The sequence below is a fragment of the Synechococcus sp. BIOS-U3-1 genome (assembly GCF_014279975.1).
Classification (GTDB): domain Bacteria; phylum Cyanobacteriota; class Cyanobacteriia; order PCC-6307; family Cyanobiaceae; genus Synechococcus_C.
Genome location: NZ_CP047936.1, coordinates 1,222,248 through 1,237,425, shown reverse-complemented (window position 1 = coordinate 1,237,425; position 15,178 = coordinate 1,222,248). Strand labels below are relative to the sequence as shown.

Sequence of the window (15,178 nt, the reverse complement as noted above, 5' to 3'; positions counted from 1 at the left end):
ATCAATTTAATGGATTCGGCCAGATCTCACGAATTTGCTTCAAAAGGCCTTCAGCTTCCTGCCCACGAGCTTCGCAATGGGTTTGCTCGAGCAACACAGTCACATGACCGACCTTCCGTCCAGGCATTTCCTGCTTTCCATACCAATGCAGGTGAGACCTGGGGATGGCAACAAGTGCAGCAAGCCTCGACTTCAAGGGCTCCGTGCCTTCAGTGGGCAACCCCAGAAGGTTCACCATGATGGCGCCAGGCACCACGAGTTCCGTTGCTGGAACCGGCAGACCCGCGGTAATGCAGAGCTGCTGATCAAATTGACTGCTGCTGCACGCCTCGATGGAGAAATGGCCAGAGTTATGAGTGCGAGGTGCAATCTCATTCACCATCAGCCCAGCTGGGCCGTAGAAAAACTCAAGGGCCATCACGCCCACGTAATTCAGGCTTGTGAGCAAAGAGGCAGCAATGTTGTATGCAGTGGCTTCCAACAGTTGCTCCGACCGCGCTGGAGCCAGTACCCAGTCACAAACTTGATTCTTCTGATGCGTTTCCACCAGCGGCAGACTGCGAATGCGTCCCTGCTGATCACGACTGACAACAAGCGCCAGTTCACGCTCGTAAGTCACCCAGGTCTCCAATAACCAATCCTCAACTGCAACGCTGCTCAACAGCTGCTGAAGAGACTTGCGATTGTTGATCACGCGAGTGCCCTTGCCGTCATATCCGCCATGGGCCACTTTGGCCATCACCGGAAATGTCCAGCCGGCAGGAAGCGCTGGTGAGTCGGTGTTGATCTCATCCAAAGCAATCCAAGCGGGGCTTGGAATCGCTAGATCATCAAGCATTCGCCGCTGAGACAGCTTGTTCACCAGCGGCAGCAAACTGGTGAGGGAAGGGGAAAATTCCACACCATCACAATCCAGTGCCCGCAGAGCATCAACCGGTATCCATTCGTTTTCGAACGTGATGTGCTGGCAGCGCTTCAATAATTCCGCAGTGGCAGCAGCATCTGTGGGTGCACCTGAAACCTGCTGCTGAGCAACTGCGATCGCCGGATCCTGTTCAGACGCGCTTTGCACGATCACAGCAACCTGGCGTGACTTCGCTGCTTCACACAGCATCAGTGCGAGCTGACCACCCCCAACAACTCCAATTGTCCCGGCAGCGCTGGCCATAGCCGTTGAATCAATCCCCAGAAGCTTGCCATCCAGCCCCCAAGGAACTTTCTTAAATCACGGATCGTTCCTCACTCAAAGCAAACCGGATGGCCGTCAGCAGCAAAACAATCAGGAACAGCGCAAGACCAACGGTGCATGCATAGCTGATCTCAAGCTCTGCAAATGCCTGGTCATACACGTAGTAAACAAGGGTCCTGGTGGAGTCGGCAGGTCCTCCTTGGGTCATGAGAAACACCTCCTCGAAAACCTTAGTGGCCGCGATAGCTGACATCACTGCCACCAGCGTGACGTAGGGACGCAGCAGGGGAAGGGTGATATCGAGATGTTGTCTCCATCCCTCACTGCCGTCCAATTCAGCAGCCTCATAAAGCTCCTTGGAAATGCCCTGAAGGCCACCAAGAAAGATCACCATGTAGTAGCCCAGCCCTTTCCAAAGGGTCACAAGCATCACTGAAGGAAGGGCCAATAGGGGATTGGTCAGAAATTCGATAGGAATGAATCCAGATCCGATCAACGCTTCGAGCCAACCATTGATCAGCCCGTTCTCTGCATACAGCCAGCGGAAGGCGATAGCCGCGACAACGATTGACACCAGCACGGGTGTGTAAAACGCAGCTCTCAGCCAATGAATTCCAGGTAAGACCCGATTCACGAGTACGGCCAGGGTCAGGGCACCAATGACGATCGGAGGCACAACACTCACGAGGTACACGAGGGTGGTGCCCAAGACGCGATAGAACATCGGATCACCAGCCAGCCTGCGCAGATTGGCCAAGCCGATGAACCGCAGCGGCTCTGAGACATCCAGCCCAGTCTGCGTGAAGCTGATCAACAGAGCCATCGCGGCCGGAATGAGCACGGAGAGGCTCAATAACGTCAGCGCAGGTGCGAGAAAAGCCCAGGCGGTGAGGCTTGTTCGCCGATCTGGCCTCGTGACAGGGTTCATCGAACTCAAAAAGCCTGCGGCTGAGGATAGGGTCAGTCGATCGAATCGCCCGCGGATCGCAACCGCAGCATCGGCTCATGAGCACAGCGCAGGTAGCTGACTTGCAGGAACGCACAAGGATCACGGTGTCCCTGGAGCGGAATCCCTACGACGTGATCATCGGCCGTTCCATGGTGGGAGAGATTGGCGCTGCACTGGCCGAATTACCGATTCGGTCAGGAACCAAAATTCTTGTGGTGAGCAATCCTGACGTCGCAGGGCCCTACGGCGACAGCTGCCTGGGTGGACTCAGAGCTGCAGGCTTCAACCCTGTACTGCTGGAAATCGATGCGGGAGAGGAACGAAAAACATTGCAAACGCTGAGTTTGATCCTTGACAAGGCACAGCAGGAGGGTCTTGAGCGCACCTCCCTGATGCTGGCTCTTGGAGGAGGCGTTGTTGGTGACATGACGGGCTTCGCAGCGGCTTGCTGGCTGCGCGGCATCGGCATCGTCCAGGTTCCGACCACTCTCCTATCGATGGTGGACGCCTCCATCGGTGGCAAAACGGGCGTGAACCATCCAAAAGGGAAGAATCTGATCGGAGCCTTTCACCAGCCGCGCCTGGTGGTGATTGATCCTTTGACACTGAACACGCTCCCCATTCGTGAATTCAGGGCTGGAATGGCCGAAGTGATCAAATACGGGGTGATTGGAGACCCTGACCTGTTCAGCCGTCTGGAGGAGGCCACAGACCTCTCAGATCCCGTAGCAATGGATCCGACATTGCTCCATGACATCCTTGTGCTCTCAGCGGAAGCCAAGGCACTGGTCGTCGCCGACGATGAACGAGAAGGGGGCCGGCGCGCAATCCTCAACTACGGCCATACCTTCGGTCATGTTGTTGAAACCCTGACGGGATACGGCACTTGGCTCCATGGTGAGGCCGTGGCAATCGGCATGGCGGCAGTTGGACGGCTTGCTGTCCAAAAAGGTCTCTGGAGCGAAGCTGATCAACAGCGGCAACTGAAACTCATCGAGAAAGCAGGCTTACCTGTTGCCTGGCCAGCCCTGGATCGGGAGGCAGCGCTGCGGACCTTGCAAGGCGATAAAAAAGTTCGACACGGTCGACTCCGCTTTGTGCTGCCAACAAAGATCGGAAACGTGATCATCAGTGACGAAATCAGCAACGAAGATGTCAACCGCTGCCTTGAATCCCTCAACTGATCAGGTCGGTTCACGCAAGAAACGACTGTTGAGATGCACTTGTTCAGAGCCTTTTGGTGCAAAGCGATGAAAGGCAAACCAGCGCAGCTCACCGAGACAACTGGGATCGACAAGCCTCAGCAGGGCTTCTCTTCGACGCAGCGCTTGCGCCAGCTGATCACTGGGGAGCTGCTGCAGTGCTGTGAGCCGCTCTGCAAGACCCAACGCAAGCAGCGCTTCTCCTTGACGGCAGTGGCCATCCAGAATCCAGCCAGCCTCTGAGGCAGCTCCCAGGAGCGATTCCAAGCACAGGTGAGCGGTGATGTCCTGAGAACCTGCATCACGCAGAACATCTGTGGATGCCTGTTGACGTTTGTAGGCCAAAAGAGTTCCATCAGCGCGCCGCGGAGCGTAATAACGGCGTGACTCCAGGGCGTAATCCACCACCAACAACATGCCATCAGTCATGGCTGAAAAGGCCTCCTTCATCCAGGGATCCAAGGAGTGATGCCATTCCGTCGCCCAGCCTTCCAAGGCTCCACTTGGCGGGAGCTCGAGACCATCACGATTCGCCTGCTCGTCGATCTGATCCTGCAGCAAATGAGGCAAAGGATCGTCATCCCAAGACAGCAGAGGGACTGATGCCTCAGAGGTCGTGAGAGTGACCATCTGACGACGCAGTGAACCACTGCGAAGGATGAGGCGCTCGACCGGCAAAGCATCCAGCAGCTCATGGGCAATGAGGATGCCCTTCACCGGTTCAGCAGCAAGCTCCTCCAAGGAACACCAGCGGCAAGGAATGTTGCCCAGTGATTGAAGACGCTCCCTCTGGCGGAGCTGCATTCCGGGGTTGATTTCAACCAGCACGCACTCCAGGCGCGACAGCCATTCAGCGGCTGAAGCCTGCAGCAGAGGGATCAACTGGGCAATCAGATCAGCTTCCCCTGGCCCCACATCAACGATTGACAGCAGGGCATCTGGATGGCGAGCCGCCAGGGTCTCAAGCCAATCAATCAGCTGATGAATCAGAAGGCCTGCAAAATCCACACCGAGGGAAGGGGACGTAACGAAATCGCCAGCCGTTCCAACTTGCAGTTGACCACTCCCGTAAGCGCCGTGATCAGGGTCATGCAGTGCCCATTCCATGAAGGTGGAGAAGGGCACCCGTCGGGCATGGTCTTGCAGTCGGTCCAGCAGCCATTCGGGGCAGGGCACAGCTAAGGCCTTCATGTGGTGAGAATGGCGTGCACTCGCTCTAAATCATGGGTGTCCAAGCAATGATGCGTGGCCTGAAGGCACTGCTGAGCCTGTCGGTTCTGCTGGTGATGTTCGCCGCGCCTGTAGGGGCAATCGATAATCCCGATCTGCTCCCGGACCATCCGACACCGGTGATTGACCTCGCCAAGGCTCTTAGCCAGACGCAGCGCGAATCACTGGAAACTTCTCTCGATGCCTTTGAGCAACGCAGCGGCTGGAAGTTGAGAGTGCTGACGCAATACGAGCGAACTCCGGGTCTGGCCGTAAAGGAGTTCTGGGGTCTAGACGAACGCAGTCTGCTGGTGGTGGCGGATCCGAGGGGGGGCAATCTGCTCAACTTCAATGTGGGTGATGCCCTGTTTGCGCTGATGCCCCGCACCTGGTGGGTTGAACTGCAGACGCGCTACGGCAATCAATTTTATGTGAAGGATCACGGAGAGGACGGCGCCATCCTGGCGGCACTGGACGCTGTGGAACTCTGTTTAGATCGTGGCGGATGCCAAGTTGTTCCAGGACTACCGACGGAGCAGTGGCTCTGGACACTCTGCACTTCAGTCCTGGGTGGTCTAATCGCGGGATTTGCTGCCTATCCACGCAAAGAGGGAGAACGGATTGCCTGGGGGTGGCTGTTATTGCTGTCTCCGCTTTGGGGCATGCTCTTCGGCGTGTTCGGGGTTGCACCGGTGATCACACGAACCAGTGATCTGCTGCCACTGATTCGCAACGGAATGGGGTTTATGGCAGGTGGAATAGGTGCTTATCTCATCGCGGGCGCGACAGTCGGTCGAAAGGTGAAGGAATCCAGCGAGGACGCCTGAGTGAGCTGGGATGCCTTAAGGCATCCCACAAAGAATGGTCGGACCTGTACAAACAGGGGCAGAAATACCCTCGCTCTGATCAGAGCTCTCATTAGAAAGAGCAGAGCGTCGCTCATCACGAATCTTGCGTAACTGAGCCAGATTCAGATTAAAAAAGCCTTGCAGATTAGTGAATCGCTTTACGGGCTGACCGTAAAAGCTTTTTCCGCGCAAGGTCGGAAACGATGCCCATTCAGGGGCCAATTTTGCAGCTAACTGGGGCGTCATTACTCCGTGATCGGTGAGACCCAAAGCTTTACGACGTTGGATCAGAAACAGTGCGCCTTGATCCTGCACTTCGGGACCAAACCCTCTGACGCCGAGACGACGTTTGACCATATCCCATGTAAATGGCATGAACTGGTAGGCACCAGCAGCAGCACTTGCGTAGCGGGAGGAATAAATCACCCGGTTGGGATGGCGGTCCATCGAGGGCATCAGACCACCGCCAAACATGACGCGATAGCCAAGGTCATGACCACCCTTCCAGGTGCCTTCAGCGAAACGAATGGTGTTGAGAATCGCGCGACGCTCGGGAGTGATGATGTAAGGGAGAGCCGATGTCTTGGCATCCTCTTCAAGCATCACCAGCCTGGAACGGGAGCTTTCCAATGCAGGAAGAGCTGCACGCGCCGCTGGAGCTGGAAGAATTGAGAGCAGTGGAACAACACTTGCAACAGCGCCTGAGATACAACGGCAGGCGGTGAGAGCAAGGGAGGTCATACAGATCAATCAGGGGACAGAATCAAACGTTGAACACACAAATGCAGTGAATTCGTTGAGTGATTCGATGGATTCAAAGAATCCAGTGCTTTAAACACGCGCAAACTGTGTCGAACAGACGCCTTCGATCACAGAGAGGCTGTGACAGGCAAGCAACCGTCATGCGAGTCACGCATGTCATGAAAAGCTCAAAAGTCCAGGGACAGAAATGCTTTGAAGCACAGATAAGTTCACCTAATTGAAAAAATCAGCCTTGCTTAACAGTGTTGGATGCGACCGAGCGGATCGCCTCAGCGGCCTGAACGGCCCCGCCAACGCGCAAGGGCGCTCCAGCAGCAGGTTCGAGCGGCTGATCTAGCTTCCAGTCACCGAGTTCAAGTGACTGTCGCGTGAGAATTCGATGGGCCGCATGTCTTCGCAAACCGTCCATCAGCGCAGAGGCTTCAGCAAATCCATGACGTTCCACCACATGAAGTGCGAGACCGCAGGTCATCGCCTCACAAAAACTGCTGAATCCGGGCTTGCCCAGTAGACGATCACAGAACGGCATCACATCCAGAAACCTGATGGTCTGAGGCAGGAACAGCACATTCGTGATTGGCTCAAGCTCCACGCAATCCTTGGGTGAAGGCATCAGAAACAGATGTTGAGGCCAGCGGCTGAAAAGGTCCTTTTGCAGCGAATATCCGAGGCCACCAAAACCCACCAGAACGATCTTTCGACCATCAGCGCGAAGACGCCTCTCCAGATCACGTGGAAGCGGTTCAGGATCTGCTGAAACAAGATCCAGCGTCTGTTCTGGCAGCAACCAGTTCATGGGCAATGAGAACGGGCAGCGCAGCAGAAGCGTTCCGCTTCGATAAGCCCGTTTGGCGTTATTAGCCCAATCGAGAAAGGCACCACCAAAGGGTGCATAAATCTCATCCCAGCCAAAGTTGCCCATCCAGATCAGAGGAGCATCAAGCTGACGTGCCAGCTCGGCTGCTGCAGGCGGAATATCAGCGAGAACAACACATTGGCTGTCCTGCCCCAGAATCCAGTCGACCTCGCGCTGTAGAAGCCTGGGGAGATCGATCTCGAGTTGCTGAAGACCTTGCAGGGTTGCCTGCTGATCAACTCCGAGCGCATCGGCCTGAAGCATGCCCACATCCCAGCGACCCACTCTTCTGCTGACTGGCACATCTCGGAGCACAAGGTCGAGAAAGGTCTCGTCCACGCAGGAACTGATGACCAGATGCCAATCCGGCTGGAGTCGATGCAACTGGATGAGAACCGCCGCCTGACGGGCAGCATGGCCATAGCCATGCGTACTCACGCAGACATAAATCAGCATGGCGTCTGTTCTGTCGTGGCAGAACGAAGCAAAGTCTGCTCATACGTCAGTTCGCCACTGGGGCGATACCAACGGTGACTGACCAACGATGGTTCAGTACCTGTGAATTCGACCCAAGTGAGGTGATGCAGCGGCTGACCTGACTCGTCTACACCAACTCTTGGCACGCATGCTGCATTCACAAAGCATGTACCTCGGCGATCCCGGTGAAACGTGATTCGTTCACCACGTTGTCCCCTGAGTTGATGGTGCATGTGGCCAAACACCACGAGATCAGCCGGACGGATTCGCTGCATACGATCCAGTGCGATGGCCAGATCCCGATCACCCCAGTCGATATGTGGCTGCTTCCAATCACGACCACAGGGGCTGTCCGCAGAAGAACCCAGGCCCGTCGGACCGGAATGAGCCAGCACAACCAATGGCCAGTGTTCGGGGGCCTGCTTGGCCGCATCGACGATCCAATCGGCCGACTGTGTTTCTGTGATGGGGCCGAACACCGCTTGGACCGCCTGTGAGAGGTGAAACCCACCTCCTGCACTGCATGGTCGGGCACCAACGACCGCCAGCGCTGGCTGGCTCCATGCCCGTAATTTCCAGGGGCAGTGGCGATCCCCCAGCATCGTGATCTGCTGTTGCAACAGATCACCGCTTCTGTCGCGTCCACGGTCATGATTTCCAAGCAGGACGGCCACAGGCAGCGACAGCTGGGTGATGCTCTTGACCAAACGGAGGTCTCCATCACTGAGATCTCCCACAAACAGGAGTGCATCCGGTTGCAGTCGCTCAATCAGATCCACATCCCCTTTACCCCAGTCACCATGGAGGTCTCCGGCAATGGCAACACGGAGTGATGTCAGAACGACTTCTAGGCTGGTCTCATCTTGCCCCAGAAGGCCCCGATGAGCTCTGACACCGCACTCATCGCGGCGATCAACCAGCTCCGCCAGGAACGCAACGCCGTGATCCTGGCGCACTATTACCAGGAGCCCGAAATCCAGGACATCGCTGATTTCATCGGGGACTCACTCGAGCTGTCGAGAAAGGCTGCCAATACTGATGCCGATGTGATCGTGTTCTGTGGGGTGCACTTCATGGCGGAGACCGCGAAGATCCTCAGCCCTGAAAAAACGGTAGTGCTGCCTGATATCGATGCGGGCTGCTCACTGGCCGACGATTGCCCAGCCGATGAATTCGCCAGCTTTCGCGAACGTCATCCCGACCATCTGGTTGTTAGTTACATCAATTGCACAGCGGCCGTGAAGGCTCAGAGCGACCTGATCTGCACCAGCAGCAATGCCGTGGATCTGGTGAAACAGCTGCCAGAAGAACAACCGGTGCTCTTTGCGCCTGACCGAAACCTCGGACGCTGGGTGGAGCGACAGAGCGGCCGTGAACTCACGCTCTGGCCGGGGCGCTGTTTTGTGCATGAAACCTTCAGTGAAGAAGCACTGCTCAAGCTCAAACTGGAGCATCCAGAGGCTGAGGTGATCGCCCATCCGGAATGTCAGGAAAATCTTCTGGATCTTGCCGATTTCATCGGATCCACAAGCAAACTGCTGATCCACTCCGAAATCAGTGACTCCAAGACATTCATCGTTCTCACAGAGCCAGGGATCCTGCATCAGATGAAGCAGCGGGTCCCTGAGAAGAAATTGCTGGATGTTCCTGGACTGGATGGCTGCAGTTGTAACGCCTGTCCTTACATGCGCATGAACAGCCTGGAAAAACTCCGCGACTGTCTTGAGAAACTGTCGCCGCAGATCACCATGGAGGAGTCGATTCGTTCCAAAGCAGAAGCGCCGATTAGACGGATGCTGGAAATGAGCAAGTAACAGCCTCCAGGGCCTGAGAGACACAGCAGCAGATCAGGCTTGCCAAAGTTGATCGATGAACGTTCTCGAGCGAACCGAAAGCGGTCTGTATTGCCGAGCAGCGGATGCCTGGATCGATCCCTCACGGCCAGTATCGAGGGCCTTGATCACACACGCCCATGCCGATCACGCCAAACCTGGGTGCGGTGAATACTGGGCTGTAGACGTCAGCGAAGGGGTGCTCCGACAACGCCTGGGGCGTGACATCAATCTCCATTCGCTGCCTTACCGAAAGCAGTTTTGGCTCAATCAGGCGTGCCTGTCGTTTCACAGCGCGGGGCACGTACTGGGGTCGGCGCAGATCCGATTGATGGTCGACGATCAGGTGTGGGTGGTGACAGGTGACTACAAACGCTGCCCTGACCCAAGCTGCGAACCCTTTGAAGTTGTGCCCTGCGACGTGCTGATCACCGAAGCCACATTCGGGTTGCCGATTTATGCCTGGGACACTGGACTAAAGGTGGCAACAGAGATCCGAGACTGGTGGCATGGAGACCGCGAGCGGCCCTCACTGTTGTTCTGCTACTCGTTCGGCAAAGCGCAGCGACTGTTGGCGGAGCTGAACGCCATCGGCGTTGAAGAGGAAGTGCTGCTGCATGGTGCCGTTGAGACCGTTACGCGCCATTACCGCGAAGCAGGTGTAGCCATGACAGCGAGCAGACCAGTGAGCGATCTGCCGCGGAAGGATTCTCTGGTAGGTCGACTAGTCCTGGCACCACCTTCGGCCCATCGTTCTGCCTGGATGAGACGGTTCCGAGCACCGCAAACAGCCTTTGCCTCGGGTTGGATGGCTGTGAGGGGAGCCCGTCGCCGTCGAGGCTATGAGCGAGGTTTCGTTTTCAGCGACCATGCCGACTGGCAAGGTTTAATCCGCACGGTGCTGGATAGCGAAGCCAAAACCGTTTATGTCACCCACGGCCAGAGCGATGTGCTGGCACGCTTTCTGCAGGAGCGACATGGAATTGATGCCAAACCACTCGATCAACTCGACTCAACTAACCTCTTATAAGAATTTTCAAGCACCATCCCTGTCACCATGGCGACTCGCAGCTCGGCTTTGACCAGCCTCGTGGTTTTGATCGCAGCAACTGCAGGACCGGTCCTCGCCGAACCAACCATCATCACCATTGAGCAGATCAACACAGTGGTGTTCCCTGCTGACGGTGCCACTGCAGCCGAGGCCATCTGTGCTGGACTCGCCTCTGGATTGCTCACAAGAGATCAGGTCGGTAGCGATCTGGCCCGTTTGCAGAAGGCTCTGAGTGAAGTCAATGAATCTGGCTCAGTGAACCGATACATCAAATCATTCAACAGCGCTTCAGCCGGAATCAATGGATGCAATGTCCAGGTGACTGGACCAGCGGAAGACAATCGCTGGAATTACTGAGCAAACAGCCTGAGACCCTTTCAGTATGGATGCTTTCGCGGCTCTGATTGAAGAGCTGGATCAAAGCACAGGAACAAGACGCAAGATCGATCTCATCGCGAGACATCTCCAGCAAGTCAATGCCCACGACGCGGCATGGTCGGTCTTGCTGCTGATGGGTGAACGGCGAAAAAGACTGATCACCGGTCGCCGGTTGCGGGAAATCCTTCAGCAGGCGAGTGCAATGCCTGATTGGCTTTTCGATGACTGTCAGAGCCATGTCGGTGATTCAGCAGAAACCCTTTCACTGCTCTGGCCACAACTCAAGAGCGACATTCGCGGCCGTGTCCACACACCAAGTGTGACGACCTGGATCAATCAACTCAGTCATTCACCGCCGATGCACTGGTGGATGGAACAACTGTTGCCTGCATTGGCGGAGATGGATGCTGATGAGCAGAACAACACTGTGCTTGCGATCTGGGAATCACTGCCCCACGAACGCCTGTTCCTATTCAACAAACTGCTGACGGGAGGTTTTCGTATCGGTGTGGCGCGAGGCCTTGTCGTCAAAGCGATTGCCACAGGATTCAACCTTGATGAGGCTTTGGTTCTCGAGCGTCTGATGACGCCGGCAGACGCCTCTAAACAGTGGTTTGATTCACTGACCGCAGTCGCCACCGAAGAACGTGGCAATCGAGGACCTGTTCCATACCCCTTTTTTCTGGCCAGCCCATTCAAAGAAGAGACAATCGAAAAGAGTGTGCCTTCCGAGTGGTGGGTGGAAAATAAATGGGATGGCATCCGTGGACAACTGATTCAACGCAAGAGCGGAACGTATCTATGGAGTCGTGGCGAAGAACTCATCAATGAGCAATTCCCCGAGTTGATCGAAATGGCGTCATCAATACCCCCCGATACGGTGCTTGATGGCGAGGTGATCTGCTGGGCAGAACATGAGCAACACCCAAGACCATTCAGCGACCTACAGCGACGACTCGGCCGCAAAACCGTTGGCCGCAAATTACGGCTTGAGTGCCCTGTGAGTTTCGTTGCCTATGACCTGCTGGAACGAGACGGAGCAGATCTGCGCTCGAACTCGCTACAGAAACGGCTTGAACAACTCGGCGATCTTCAACGACGAATGGACACCAACACAACGAAGTGGCGTTGCCGACTCAGCAGCGGACAACGACTTCAGTGTTGGGATCAGCTGGATGAACTGCGCAAAGACGCCGTAGAACAGGGTGCCGAAGGGGTGATGCTCAAACAATTGCAATCCCCGTATCTGAGCGGGCGAAAGCGTGGACACTGGTGGAAACACAAGCGCGATCCGATGACCCTCGATGCGGTGCTGATCTATGCACAGGCAGGCCGAGGACGTCGCGCCAACCTGTTCACCGATTACACCTTTGCACTCTGGAACCAGCAATCAGAGTCGAAGAGTAACCGTCAACTGGTGACGTTCGCCAAGGCCTATTCCGGCTTGAACGACTCCGAGATCCTCGAGCTGGATCGATGGATCCGCAGTCACACCCGTGAACGTTTCGGCCCAACGCGGGCCGTGGAACCTGAACTGGTCTTCGAACTCGGATTTGAGGGCATTCAGGCCTCAAAGCGACACAAGTGTGGACTTGCCGTTCGTTTCCCCAGGATCCTTCGATGGCGAAGTGACCGAATAGCCGACAGCGCCAACACCATCGAAGATGCTCAAACGCTTTGCGATCAATTGGCGAAACGCACGCTATCAACGTGAAACCGATATCTCAAGACCAATACGATCGCAATGAAAGCGAATCAGATCTGAATCAAAAGCTCTCGCCGATCTTGGACTGGTTTGAACATCAGGGATGGTCGCCGCTCGAATTTCAGAAACGCACTTGGGAAGCACATCTTCAGGGATTCAGTGGTCTGATTCAGGTGCCAACTGGTTCAGGAAAAACCTATGCGGCAGTGATGGGATCTATCGCGCGCATCCTGGATGTCCCAAGTGAGCATGTGGGCATCCGCTTGCTTTACATCACTCCACTTAGAGCACTGAGCCGTGACTTGGCAGTCGCACTCAAGCAACCAATTGATGCCATGGGCTGGCCCATACGGGTTGGAATTCGGAACGGAGATACAGCCACAGCTGAACGCAGCAGACAAACCAAAAGACCACCCGAAATTCTGATCACAACACCGGAATCACTGTGCGTTCTGCTGGCAAGTCGCCATTGCGAAGCACTGTTCAAGACGCTCGAAACAGTCATTCTTGATGAATGGCATGAGCTTATCGGGAGCAAACGCGGCATCCAGGCGGAGCTCGCACTCAGCTGGCTACGACAACAGCGGCCACAACTGCAGACATGGGCGATCAGCGCCACAATCGGAAATCTTGAGGAATCAGCTCGGCATGCCCTTGGCGAGTGCTGTGAGCCATGTTTGATCACAGGAGCTCCCAAGCGAGGGCTCGATGTCACGAGCATCCTTCCGGACAGCATTGATGGATTTCCCTGGGGAGGTCACCTGGGACTTAGGCGTTACGAAGATCTCATCGGGCAGCTCGAACCCTGCACCAGCACACTGCTGTTCACCAATACTCGCAATCAGGCTGAACGTTGGTTTCAGTGTTTGCGCTACGCCTGCCCAGAAATGGAGGGTTTATTAGCACTGCATCACAGCGCTCTAGATCGCAGTGAACGGGAGGCAATCGAAGCTGCCGTCAAAGCGGGGTCGATGCTCTGGGTGGTCTGCACAAGTTCCCTGGATCTGGGAGTGGACTTCCAACCCGTGGAGAGGGTTGTTCAGATCGGATCCCCGAAAAATTTGGCGCGGCTACTGCAAAGAGCTGGACGATCAGCACATCTCCCAGGCGGAACATCGAAGGTGCTGTTCATGCCGACGAATGCTCTTGAATTACTGGAACTCAGTGCCGTTCGCCGAGGATTAGAAAACGGCATGGTGGAGGAGCGGCGCCCACCACAACAACCCCTAGACGTGCTGCTGCAACATCTGACGACGTTGGCGTGTGGGCCTGGTTTCAAACCAGCTGAAACGCTTGATGCCATCCGAAGCACGAGCTCATACAAAGCACTCAGTCAGGGTGAGTGGGATTGGTGTTTACGTTTTCTGGAACAAGGCGGTGAATGTCTTGGTGCCTATCCTCGCTACCGAAAACTTGAAACCACAGATGACGGACGTTTTGTGGTTCGAGACAACGCCATTGCAAGACTGCACCGTCTGAACATTGGCACGATCACATCAGCTCCATCTGTCCGGGTGCGCTTTACGCGGGGATCTGTACTCGGACACGTGGAAGAAACGTTCATCAGCCAACTCAAACCAAAGGATGTGTTCTTTTTTGCAGGACGCCAACTTGAATTTGTGAGACTTCGGGACATGACGGCCTATGTCAAGAGCACCACCAGGAAAAGCACTGCGGTTCCGGCCTGGGCTGGAGGTCAGATGTCGTTATCTGATTTGCTAACCCACCATCTCAGGGAAGAAGTTGCACGCGCAGGCCGAGGAGAACTAGACACACCTGAACTGAAAGCACTGGAACCACTCTTTGAACGTCAGATGGATCTATCGACCTTGCCATCGAGTGCAGAACTGCTGATTGAAACCTGTCGGACACGCGAGGGCATGCATCTTTACGCCTATCCATTTGAAGGTCGCTTTGTGCATGAGGGCCTGGGCTTCCTATGGGCTACAAGACTCACAAGACACCATCGAGGCACCATCACGGTTTCAGTGAATGACTATGGGTTTGAACTGCTAGCGCCAAAGGGGTATCCCATGGATGACCTGTTGGAAAAGCATTTGGATGATTTGCTCGATGACAGCAATCTGGAAATTGATCTGGAACAGGCCTTAAATCTGTCCGAGTTGTGTCGACGGCGATTTCGAGGTATCGCCCAGGTAGCAGGTCTGCTTGTTAAGGGGTTCCCAGGAAAGAACAAAACCGCAGGACAGCTCCAAATCAGTGGTTCATTGCTATGGGAGGTGTTCAACAAACATGAACCAGGCAATCTTCTCTTACGACAAGCGCAGCAAGAAGTGCTACATGAACAACTTGAACTGCCGAGACTGCGCAGTGCATTGAAAAGAATGCAGAGAGGAGAAACACTTCACAGCCAATCACCAAGACCTACACCACTGGCTTTTCCACTGCTGGTGGAACGGCTCAACAACCGTATGAGTAATGAGTCAGTAATGGAACGCATCCAGAGAATGCAATCTGAGGCGTTACGGAACGAATTTTAATCTATTTAAGACCGACAACTCGAAAGAACTTGTGAAGTGAGCACGGCGTAAAATTTCAAAAAATAAAATCAGCTTTTCAAGATCTTAAATACCTAGAGATGATAAATCGGCTTGGAATTTCGAAGTGAACAAAGACAGGCACAACGCTCGCGAAGCAAAAGAAATTCTTAATTCAAAGGCGCTTGAACTCATGAGAACTCAGGCAGGGATAGGCTAGGA

13 protein-coding genes are annotated in these 15,178 nt (G+C 55.1%); 7 read left to right on the top strand and 6 right to left on the bottom strand.

Translation table 11 applies throughout. From position 1 onward, the window contains the following. Position 1 precedes the first annotated feature (1 nt). Both SynBIOSU31_RS06490 and SynBIOSU31_RS06485 read right to left on the bottom strand, forming a co-directional pair. Entirely contained in the window at positions 2–1,168 is a 1,167-nt protein-coding gene (locus SynBIOSU31_RS06490) for a 5-(carboxyamino)imidazole ribonucleotide synthase (protein ID WP_186492623.1), read from the bottom strand. 52 nt (positions 1,169–1,220) lie between these two features. Continuing rightward, positions 1,221–2,117 (bottom strand): carbohydrate ABC transporter permease, encoded by an 897-nt coding sequence (locus SynBIOSU31_RS06485; RefSeq protein WP_186492622.1) that lies wholly within the window; start codon positions 2,115–2,117, stop codon positions 1,221–1,223. A 77-nt stretch (positions 2,118–2,194) separates the two neighbouring features. Between SynBIOSU31_RS06485 and aroB the strand changes: the two genes are divergently transcribed. After that, positions 2,195–3,322: a 3-dehydroquinate synthase gene (aroB, locus tag SynBIOSU31_RS06480; protein WP_186492621.1), complete on the top strand. Its 1,128-nt coding sequence runs from the start codon at positions 2,195–2,197 to the stop codon at positions 3,320–3,322. Here the strand turns inward: aroB and SynBIOSU31_RS06475 are convergent, their stop codons facing one another. Continuing rightward, positions 3,323–4,531: a class I SAM-dependent methyltransferase gene (locus SynBIOSU31_RS06475; protein ID WP_255477400.1), complete on the bottom strand. Its 1,209-nt coding sequence runs from the start codon at positions 4,529–4,531 to the stop codon at positions 3,323–3,325. It abuts the gene before it with no gap. A gap of 47 nt (positions 4,532–4,578) precedes the next feature. Here SynBIOSU31_RS06475 and SynBIOSU31_RS06470 point away from each other — a divergent pair, with 47 nt between their 5' ends. Further along, complete coding sequence (locus SynBIOSU31_RS06470) at positions 4,579–5,376, top strand: TPM domain-containing protein (protein WP_370593712.1); 798 nt, start codon at positions 4,579–4,581, stop codon at positions 5,374–5,376. Positions 5,377–5,391: 15 nt separating this feature from the next. Here SynBIOSU31_RS06470 and SynBIOSU31_RS06465 read toward each other — a convergent pair whose 3' ends face one another. The 3 genes from SynBIOSU31_RS06465 to SynBIOSU31_RS06455 all read right to left on the bottom strand — a co-directional run bounded on the left by SynBIOSU31_RS06465 (position 5,392) and on the right by SynBIOSU31_RS06455 (position 8,310). After that, entirely contained in the window at positions 5,392–6,138 is a 747-nt protein-coding gene (locus SynBIOSU31_RS06465) for a glycoside hydrolase family 24 protein (protein WP_186492619.1), read from the bottom strand. A 247-nt stretch (positions 6,139–6,385) separates the two neighbouring features. Further along, positions 6,386–7,471, bottom strand: coding sequence for a hypothetical protein (locus SynBIOSU31_RS06460; RefSeq protein ID WP_186492618.1), 1,086 nt, complete (start codon positions 7,469–7,471; stop codon positions 6,386–6,388). Then, a complete protein-coding gene (locus SynBIOSU31_RS06455) occupies positions 7,465–8,310 on the bottom strand; it encodes a TIGR04168 family protein (RefSeq protein ID WP_255477438.1) in 846 nt (281 codons plus the stop codon). Before SynBIOSU31_RS06455 ends, SynBIOSU31_RS06460 begins: the two co-directional genes overlap by 7 nt. Positions 8,311–8,373: 63 nt before the next feature. Here SynBIOSU31_RS06455 and nadA point away from each other — a divergent pair, with 63 nt between their 5' ends. From nadA to SynBIOSU31_RS06430, 5 genes are all read left to right on the top strand, one after another. Next, positions 8,374–9,306, top strand: a complete 933-nt coding sequence (gene nadA / locus SynBIOSU31_RS06450) for a quinolinate synthase NadA (RefSeq protein ID WP_186492617.1) — start codon at positions 8,374–8,376, stop codon at positions 9,304–9,306. Positions 9,307–9,361: 55 nt separating this feature from the next. Further along, complete coding sequence (locus SynBIOSU31_RS06445; RefSeq protein WP_186492616.1) at positions 9,362–10,354, top strand: ligase-associated DNA damage response exonuclease; 993 nt, start codon at positions 9,362–9,364, stop codon at positions 10,352–10,354. A gap of 27 nt (positions 10,355–10,381) precedes the next feature. Beyond that, positions 10,382–10,732 (top strand): DNA ligase, encoded by a 351-nt coding sequence (locus SynBIOSU31_RS06440; protein WP_255477399.1) that lies wholly within the window; start codon positions 10,382–10,384, stop codon positions 10,730–10,732. A gap of 25 nt (positions 10,733–10,757) precedes the next feature. Beyond that, a complete protein-coding gene (locus SynBIOSU31_RS06435) occupies positions 10,758–12,467 on the top strand; it encodes an ATP-dependent DNA ligase (RefSeq protein ID WP_186492615.1) in 1,710 nt (569 codons plus the stop codon). A 71-nt stretch (positions 12,468–12,538) separates the two neighbouring features. Further along, positions 12,539–14,959, top strand: a complete 2,421-nt coding sequence (locus tag SynBIOSU31_RS06430) for a ligase-associated DNA damage response DEXH box helicase (protein WP_255477398.1) — start codon at positions 12,539–12,541, stop codon at positions 14,957–14,959. Positions 14,960–15,178: the final 219 nt, after the last annotated feature.

Excerpts from the sequence above, each read along its gene's own strand:
- nadA (WP_186492617.1), top strand. The coding sequence starts at position 8,374 with ATGAGCTCTGACACCGCACTCATCGCGGCGATCAACCAGCTCCGCCAG.
- aroB (WP_186492621.1), top strand. The coding sequence starts at position 2,195 with ATGAGCACAGCGCAGGTAGCTGACTTGCAGGAACGCACAAGGATCACG.
- SynBIOSU31_RS06465 (WP_186492619.1), bottom strand. The coding sequence starts at position 6,138 with ATGACCTCCCTTGCTCTCACCGCCTGCCGTTGTATCTCAGGCGCTGTT.
- SynBIOSU31_RS06440 (WP_255477399.1), top strand. The coding sequence starts at position 10,382 with ATGGCGACTCGCAGCTCGGCTTTGACCAGCCTCGTGGTTTTGATCGCA.
- SynBIOSU31_RS06435 (WP_186492615.1), top strand. The coding sequence starts at position 10,758 with ATGGATGCTTTCGCGGCTCTGATTGAAGAGCTGGATCAAAGCACAGGA.
- SynBIOSU31_RS06445 (WP_186492616.1), top strand. The coding sequence starts at position 9,362 with ATGAACGTTCTCGAGCGAACCGAAAGCGGTCTGTATTGCCGAGCAGCG.
- SynBIOSU31_RS06485 (WP_186492622.1), bottom strand. The coding sequence starts at position 2,117 with ATGAACCCTGTCACGAGGCCAGATCGGCGAACAAGCCTCACCGCCTGG.
- SynBIOSU31_RS06475 (WP_255477400.1), bottom strand. The coding sequence starts at position 4,531 with ATGAAGGCCTTAGCTGTGCCCTGCCCCGAATGGCTGCTGGACCGACTG.
- SynBIOSU31_RS06490 (WP_186492623.1), bottom strand. The coding sequence starts at position 1,168 with ATGGCCAGCGCTGCCGGGACAATTGGAGTTGTTGGGGGTGGTCAGCTC.
- SynBIOSU31_RS06470 (WP_370593712.1), top strand. The coding sequence starts at position 4,579 with ATGATGCGTGGCCTGAAGGCACTGCTGAGCCTGTCGGTTCTGCTGGTG.
- SynBIOSU31_RS06460 (WP_186492618.1), bottom strand. The coding sequence starts at position 7,471 with ATGCTGATTTATGTCTGCGTGAGTACGCATGGCTATGGCCATGCTGCC.